The sequence below is a fragment of the Mesorhizobium sp. M0244 genome, assembly GCF_040321795.1.
In the GTDB taxonomy this organism is placed as follows: Bacteria; Pseudomonadota; Alphaproteobacteria; order Rhizobiales; family Rhizobiaceae; genus Mesorhizobium.
The window spans coordinates 1-7,107 of the sequence record NZ_JAMYSE010000162.1 but is presented as its reverse complement, the minus strand read 5'-3'; the positions used below and the strand labels follow the sequence as shown (position 1 = coordinate 7,107).

The following is a 7,107-nucleotide window of genomic DNA, read 5'->3' as shown; positions in this document are numbered from 1 at the left end:
TCCCCGGCACCCCGCTTGCCGACGCCAAGCCCATCGAGCCGATCGAATTCGTGCGCGTGATCGCGCTGGCGCGCATCATGATGCCGAAATCGCATATCCGTCTTTCCGCCGGCCGTACGGCCATGACCGACGAGATGCAGGCGCTGTGCTTTTTTGCCGGCGCCAACTCGATCTTCGTCGGCGACACGCTGCTGACGGCGGACAATCCCGGTGAGGACAAGGATACCCTGCTGTTCCGGCGCCTTGGCATCGAGCCGATGGAACTCGAGGCGGAATGAACGGGGCACCGCTTGCCCGCTATGAGGCGACCTTGCAGGGACTGGCGCGCAAGGACCGGCTGCGGACGCTGAAGCCGCGCGCCGGGCGCGACTTCTCGTCGAACGACTATCTCGGGCTTGCCGCCTCCAAAAGACTTGGCGAAGCGGTTGCGGCGGCGATTGCGCGTGGCACGCCGGTTGGCGCCACCGGGTCGCGGCTGTTGCGCGGCAATGCGCCGGAACACGAGCAGCTCGAGGCAGACGCGGCGGCATTCTTTGGAGCCGACCGCGCGCTGTTCTTCGGCAGCGGCTACATCGCCAACTTCGCTCTGCTGACGGCGCTGCCGCAGAAGGGCGACCTTTTGGTCCTCGATGAGCTCGCCCATGCCAGCATGCATGAGGGGGCACAGGCCGGACGTGCCGAGTTCAAGCTGGCCGCGCACAACGACGTCGATGCTGTCGAGGACGCGATCAAGCGTTGGCGCGCCGAAGGCGGCGCGGGGCGCGTGTGGATCGTGGTCGAAAGCCTGTACAGCATGGATGGCGACCGCGCGCCGATGGAGAGCCTGGTCGCGCTTGCCGATCGGCACGACGCATTCATCGTCATTGACGAGGCCCATGCCACCGGCGTCTGGGGACCGGACGGCCGGGGGCTGGCCGCCGCTTTCGAGGGCCGCGACAACATCGTCGCGCTCCACACCTGCGGCAAGGCGCTCGGCGCATCTGGTGGGCTCGTGACCGGGCCGAGGACACTGTGCGAGTATCTGATCAACCGTTGCCGGCCATTCATCTACGCCACCGCGCCATCGCCGCTGATGGCGGTCGCGGCGCGCGAAGCGCTCGCAATGCTCGCCGACGAGCCTATGCGGCGTGTTCAGCTGCATGAACGCGTTGCCCTCGCAGGCCGCCAATTGGTCGATCGCTGCGGCGCGATACCAAGTGGCTCTCAGATCCAGCCCTTGGTAACCGGCGATGTCAGGCGCACCATGGCAGTGTCGGCGCGCCTGCAGGCCCGCGGCTTCGACATACGCGGCATTCGTCCGCCGACCGTGCCCGAGGGCACGTCGCGGCTGCGCATCTCACTGACGCTCAATATCGGCGAAGCCGACATTTCCGCCATGGTCGAGGCGCTCGTCGAGGTGTTGGCCCAGACATGACCGGAGGCGACATGACCAAGCGCATCGTCATCACCGGAACAGACACCGGAATTGGCAAGACGGTGTTTTCGGCCGGGCTTGCCGGCCTGCTTGACGGTTTCTACTGGAAGCCGGTGCAATCGGGCCTCGACGGCGAGACCGACAGCGAGGCGGTTGCGCGACTTGCCGGGCTGCCGTCGGGGCGCGTGCTGCCGGAAGCCTACCGCTTGAAGAGCCCGCTTTCGCCGCATCGTTCGGCCGAAATCGACGACGTTTCGATCGAGGCTGCCGATCTTTCGTTTCCGGTCCTGCCGACACCGCTCGTCATCGAAGGCGCCGGCGGGCTGATGGTGCCGCTGAACCGCCGGACAAGGTTCATCGACATATTCGAGCAATGGCAGTTGCCGGTCATTCTGTGCGCCCGCACCGCGCTCGGAACAATCAATCACACCCTGCTGTCGATCGAGGCCCTGCGGGCGCGCGCTATCCCGCTGGCTGGCATCGCCTTCATCGGCGATGAGATGACCGATACGCAACGGACGATCGTGGAATTCGGCGACGTGCCGCAACTCGGCAGGCTGCCGCACCTCGATCCGCTGACGGACAAAACGCTGAGACAAGCGATGATTGCCGGCTTCGACCTCGCTTTGATTGCCGGAGGCGGATGATGCCGCAATCCCGTGTGTGGCATCCCTTCACCCAGCACGCGCTCGAGCCGGCGATCCCTGAAATCGTCCTGGCTGAAGGCGCCTATCTCCACAAAGCCAATGGCGCGCGCATCCTGGACGCCATCTCATCCTGGTGGGTCGTCACGCATGGCCACCGCCATCCGCGCATCATAAAGGCTATCGAGACGACCGCGTCGAGCCTCGACCAGATTATCTTCGCTGGCTTCACGCACGAACCGGCCGAACGCCTGGCCAAGGCGCTTGTCGGTCTCGCTCCCTCCGGACTCGACTGGGTGTTCTATTCCGACAGCGGCTCGACCTCTGTCGAAGTCGCGCTGAAGATGGCGCTCGGCTATTTCCGCAACATCGGCGCGCCGCGCTCGCGCATCGTCGTCATGGAGCACAGCTATCATGGCGACACCATCGGCACGATGAGCGTCGGTGCCCGCGGTGTGTTCAACGCCGCCTACGAACCCTTGCTGTTCGAGGTCGACACCATTCCCTTCCCTGCCGCCGGGCGCGAACAGGAAACGCTGGATCGTTTCGAGGCCCTCAGCCGCGACCAGCGCGCCGCCGCGCTGATCGTCGAGCCGCTGGTGCTAGGCGCCGGCGGCATGCTGATGTATCCGGCATCGGTTCTGTCCGAATTGAAGAGGATCACTGAGGCCTCGGGCACGCTGCTGATCGCCGACGAGGTGATGACCGGGTGGGGGCGTACCGGAACCATGTTCGCCTGCGAGCAGGCGAACATCTCTCCGGACATGCTGTGCACCTCGAAGGGCCTGACCGGTGGCGCAATCCCGCTGGCCGCCACACTCGCCACCGATGCCATCTTCCAGGCTCACTATTCCGAGGACCGGAAGAAGACGTTTTTCCACTCGAGTTCCTACACGGCCAATCCGATTGCCTGCGCGGCAGCACTCGCCAATGTCGAGATCTGGCATGACGAGCCAGTGGCCGAGCGGATCGCCACCCTGAGCGCGAGGCAGGCCGCCGGCCTTCGGCGCTTTCGCGATAATGCCAACTTCACCGACAGCCGGGCGATCGGCACGATCCTGGCTCTCGACCTGCGCGCCGGCTCTGCCGGCTATCTGGCCGAGATCGGACCTAAGCTGCGGGCATTTTTCCTCGAGCTCGGCCTGCTTGTGCGCCCGCTCGGCAATGTCCTTTATCTCCTGCCGCCCTATTGCATCACCGGCGACGAGCTCGATCGGCTCCATGACGCCATCGAGGAGGCCGGCGAACGTTTCGGTTCGAGGCCATGAGCAGGTCGTCGCGCATTCTCGGGTTTGGCCATCATGCGCCTGGCCGAAAGGTGGCGAATGCCGAGATCGAGAGCGATCTCGGGCTCGAACCCGGCTGGATCGAGCGGCGCACCGGAATTCGTTCGCGCTTCTGGGCAACGGACGAAGACACGCTGTCTGGCTTGGCCACGCAAGCCGGCGACATCGCTTTGGCGAACGCCGGCATTGCGCGCCACGACATCGGTCTGCTGCTGCTTGCCACCTCGACGCCCGATCACCTCCTGCCGCCCAGCGCGCCTCTGGTCGCACATCGGCTGGGGCTCGGCCGCGCCGGCGCTGTCGATCTGACCGGCGCCTGCGCCGGTTTCATCTATGCGCTGATGTTTGCGGACGGATTTACCCGCCTGCACGGCAAATCGAGCCTTGTTATCGCCGCCAATATCCTCAGCCGCCGCATCAATCCCTCTGAGCGCGCCAGCGCCGTGCTGTTTGCCGATGCCGCCGGCGCCCTCGTGATCGGTCCGTGCGAGGATACTGATCGGGGGATTCTCGGTGCCTCCGTGGATTCGGACGGCTCGCGATACGGGCTGATCCAGATTCCCGCAGGAGGAAGCAACAAGCCGTTCCACGGTAACCTCGACCTCGCGCAAACCCGAATGACGATGACCGACGGCCGCGAAGTGTTCGCAAAGGCCGTCGAGATGATGACCGATTGCTCGACAAGCGCGCTAGCCGCTGCCGGAGTGCGACCGCAGGATGTCGACCGGTTCGTGCCGCATCAGGCCAATGCTCGCATTTTCGATGCGGTCGGGCGAAACCTCGGCGTTGCCGATCACCTGATCGTCAAAACGATCGCCGAATATGGCAACTCTTCCGCCGCGACGATCCCGCTCTCACTGTCGCTCGCCAATCAAGCGGAGCCGTTTCGGCCGGGCGAGAAAATACTCCTGGCGGCGGCAGGTGCGGGACTCAGCGGCGGGGCGCTCGTCATCGGGATTTAGCCCAGCGAAGCTGCTCAACATCAGGACTGACTTTGTGAGATGAATAGGACAACGGGACCAATGCGAAAATAGTCGCCGGCAAGCTGCACGGCATCCACGTCACCGAGCAAAGCTCAACTACCACGGTTCGATACTGCTCGACCCTGACCACGCGAAGAACCCGGGATCCTGCCAATGGATTCGTGGAGACATGGAGCAAGACTTCCGGCGCACGAATCTCGACCTATGTCATCCTCGGCGAGCGCGGCTCTCGATGCTGCCTCCTCAACGGCGCGGCCGCCCGGAACCTGCCAGCCCACTCCATCCATCTGGACGAAGCGCACATTCCTGTCTGAAGCCGCGGATCGTTACGTTCGTCATCAACAATGTCGTCGGCTTCTCGCCGATGGCAATGCGCTGACGCGGACGGCGTTGACGATTACATCGGCAGGGGCGCTTCAGCAGAACTTTCGCCGGTTGATGGAGCAGCAGGAACTGGTGGAGGAGACCGGCGAAAGTGCTTTTGATACCGGCGGTCGGCCGGCGAAGCTTTATCGCTTCCGCCACCATGTCCTCGACGAAACGGCGGTCGCCCGGACAAAATTGCCGCTGGCGCGGGCTTGACATCCTTTATACTCAACGTAGAAATATACCCTTATAATCAATTCGATTATATCGAGAAATTCATTCGCACCGTCCGAACCCACGGTCTCGCTCGGGAAGCCCGTATGAGTGGATCGAAGTGATCTTGGAAATGAACCGCCCGAGGACGGGCTTTCAACCTTTGTCGTGAAGGAGGTGCCGCGCGAGTGGGCCAATGCCTTGCGGCAACGGTGAAGGATGTATACCGCCAGTAAACGCATGCGTCAAAGTCTCTACAGAATGTACAGTTCGTCTAAATGTGGGATACGTTCGATTTGTGCAAGTAACACTTGGAGAAGTGTCGCATAAAAGAAACGTTTAATTACATAAAGCAGGCAAGCTAAACTTTAAACTTGCACAAATGAGCGTAGGGCGCCCTGTTCCATGGCGCCTTTTTTAAGGATTATCATTAGACTCTCTCCCGGGGGAACTGTGGGTGAAGAAACAACGCATCGTCCTGCTGGCAGCTGTTTTGGCGTCTGCTTTTGGCTTTTTTTTGCTGATCCTGATCCTGCAGATGGTCAGTTTTTTGGTTGACTAGGCACGCCCAAGCGGGATGGATCGCGCAGAGACACGCGGAAGTTTTTTTCGCCAGCGAAACCCCGACGACCTGATGGGGAGTCGTGCCAGCAGGGTGGGAGCCACGTCCAGTGCCACCGACCATGCGAGATGCCGATTGTTGGCGCGTCTGTCAGTTCGCGCGGCCATATTCATTCTGGTGCCGATCTGTTGCCTTTTCTGCTTTTCCCATGCGTTTTAGGCCGAGCCAATTTGTGAAGCGGGCGGTCAATGGATCTGCGCCTCGCGATTGCCTGCCGTTGCCTTTTGATCTGGGCGGCATAATCCGAGAGCGAACGCTGCAACCGCGGTTCGAATTGCGCGAAGTTGAACCGGACTTCATCCGCCGTCAGGAACTGGTGGGTTGCGCCGGGAAAGCCGGCGACCATCACAAGGTCGCCTTCCTTGACGCCTGCACAGGCTATGGGTAGCCAACTCTTCGGCGGTAAGGCACATTGTCGCGCGCATATGGCCGGGAGGAACCATCAGGAGCGACATAGGCGCGATAAAAGCCGAAGTCGCCTGTGTGGCGCGGCCACATCCAATTGTCCGTTTCGCCGCCGAAGTTACCGATGCCGAGCGCGGGCGCATAGACAAGGCGCACGTCCTCGATTTCGAGCTTCTGGAGGAGATACTAGGAGACGCCGCCATATGTCGCAACGGCGATTGGGCTGTCCTTCACATGCGGCGATCAGGGGCCTTTTTGTTCGTGGCGAGCCGCTCATAGCGGGCAAACCCGTTCAGCTTGTCCGAGACGCTCTTGAGCATTTCGGCGGTCACATCCCGCATGTCCTCGATCACATAGATGCGGCTGCCTGGCGCCGCGGGCAATTCTTCACCCAGGGCTCTTCGCCAGAAAGCCGTCTGTGAGATAGTCCTGGCCCTCCTTGCTGTGGTATTGGATGGATTCTAACACGCAATGATGATTGGTTGCGACCAGCCCTTGTGGACTGACGAACGAGGCGGAGCATCCGCCCAGTGATACGATCGCGTTGAGCGGGTCAGCGTCTAGACGGCCCAGCTGGGCGGGATCGATCTGGAGCCCATCCGCGCGCATGGCCGCGCACACTTCCGCAGTCTGGCCCGGCATCCACATACCAGTTGCTTTGGCCAAACATTTCAAATTCGAGTTCGTGCTGACTGTCGCTCTCATCTTGCCTCCTGTTCTCCGCAGATTGGATTGGTGACTATCGGGATGGCCGGAGTCCTGGCGCCCGCGCGGCGGCCACACCGTAAAGACCGAGTGGACGGTTAACGCAGGAATCCTGATGGCGCTCACCTCTCATTATATCGGTCGCGCGCAACGTTTGCGGATCATTCCCTGCACCAATCGTGCCAAATGAATAAAGCCTCCAGTTGCAAATGGTGAGCCGCCCCATCCATGTCCGATCTCCGACGTCGTTCACGTAAAAGGCTCGGTGCTTCCACGCTCGTTTGCTCTTCGCCCGTCCCTCTTCCGTCTTGACTAGCAGGAGCCTACGGCCTATCTCACTGCCGCGTTAGCACTCGCTTCTGGTGAGTGCTAAACACGCTCCGGCAACGGAGAACCGTTCAACATCCGCACCAGGGAAATCCAAAAATGGCAAAGTCGAATTTCCGGCCGCTGCATGACCGCGTGGTCG

General features: G+C 61.9%; 7 protein-coding genes and 3 pseudogenes. 7 read left to right on the top strand and 3 right to left on the bottom strand.

Annotated elements, in window-relative coordinates:
* The 7 genes and pseudogenes from NKJ08_RS37780 to NKJ08_RS39205 form a co-directional block, all read left to right on the top strand.
* Positions 1 to 278 (top strand): annotated as a pseudogene (locus NKJ08_RS37780) (biotin synthase BioB); the annotation flags it as partial.
* Positions 275 to 1,414 carry an 8-amino-7-oxononanoate synthase gene (locus NKJ08_RS37775; RefSeq protein ID WP_352786255.1) on the top strand — a complete coding sequence of 380 codons (1,140 nt, stop codon included), beginning with the start codon at positions 275 to 277 and terminating at the stop codon, positions 1,412 to 1,414. The pseudogene NKJ08_RS37780 and the gene NKJ08_RS37775, both read left to right, overlap by 4 nt.
* Before the next feature lie 11 nt (positions 1,415 to 1,425).
* Positions 1,426 to 2,061, top strand: a complete 636-nt coding sequence (gene bioD, locus NKJ08_RS37770; RefSeq protein ID WP_031194973.1) for a dethiobiotin synthase — start codon at positions 1,426 to 1,428, stop codon at positions 2,059 to 2,061.
* Positions 2,061 to 3,326: an adenosylmethionine--8-amino-7-oxononanoate transaminase gene (locus tag NKJ08_RS37765; protein ID WP_352786254.1), complete on the top strand. Its 1,266-nt coding sequence runs from the start codon at positions 2,061 to 2,063 to the stop codon at positions 3,324 to 3,326. The genes bioD and NKJ08_RS37765 overlap by 1 nt, the downstream gene beginning before the upstream one ends.
* Complete coding sequence (gene bioZ / locus NKJ08_RS37760) at positions 3,323 to 4,306, top strand: 3-oxopimeloyl-[acyl-carrier-protein] synthase BioZ (protein ID WP_352786253.1); 984 nt, start codon at positions 3,323 to 3,325, stop codon at positions 4,304 to 4,306. Before NKJ08_RS37765 ends, bioZ begins: the two co-directional genes overlap by 4 nt.
* A gap of 68 nt (positions 4,307 to 4,374) precedes the next feature.
* Entirely contained in the window at positions 4,375 to 4,641 is a 267-nt protein-coding gene (locus NKJ08_RS37755) for an aspartate 1-decarboxylase (protein WP_352786256.1), read from the top strand.
* A 103-nt stretch (positions 4,642 to 4,744) separates the two neighbouring features.
* Positions 4,745 to 4,909 (top strand): annotated as a pseudogene (locus NKJ08_RS39205) (NrtR DNA-binding winged helix domain-containing protein); the annotation flags it as partial.
* 728 nt (positions 4,910 to 5,637) lie between these two features.
* Here the strand turns inward: NKJ08_RS39205 and NKJ08_RS37745 are convergent.
* The 3 genes and pseudogenes from NKJ08_RS37745 to NKJ08_RS37735 all read right to left on the bottom strand — a co-directional run bounded on the left by NKJ08_RS37745 (position 5,638) and on the right by NKJ08_RS37735 (position 6,638).
* Positions 5,638 to 6,089 (bottom strand): annotated as a pseudogene (locus tag NKJ08_RS37745) (S46 family peptidase).
* Between the two features lie 74 nt (positions 6,090 to 6,163).
* Positions 6,164 to 6,316 (bottom strand): hypothetical protein, encoded by a 153-nt coding sequence (locus NKJ08_RS37740; RefSeq protein ID WP_352786252.1) that lies wholly within the window; start codon positions 6,314 to 6,316, stop codon positions 6,164 to 6,166.
* Positions 6,317 to 6,320: 4 nt separating this feature from the next.
* Positions 6,321 to 6,638 (bottom strand): S46 family peptidase, encoded by a 318-nt coding sequence (locus NKJ08_RS37735; RefSeq protein ID WP_352786251.1) that lies wholly within the window; start codon positions 6,636 to 6,638, stop codon positions 6,321 to 6,323.
* Between the last annotated feature and the right edge of the window lie 469 nt (positions 6,639 to 7,107).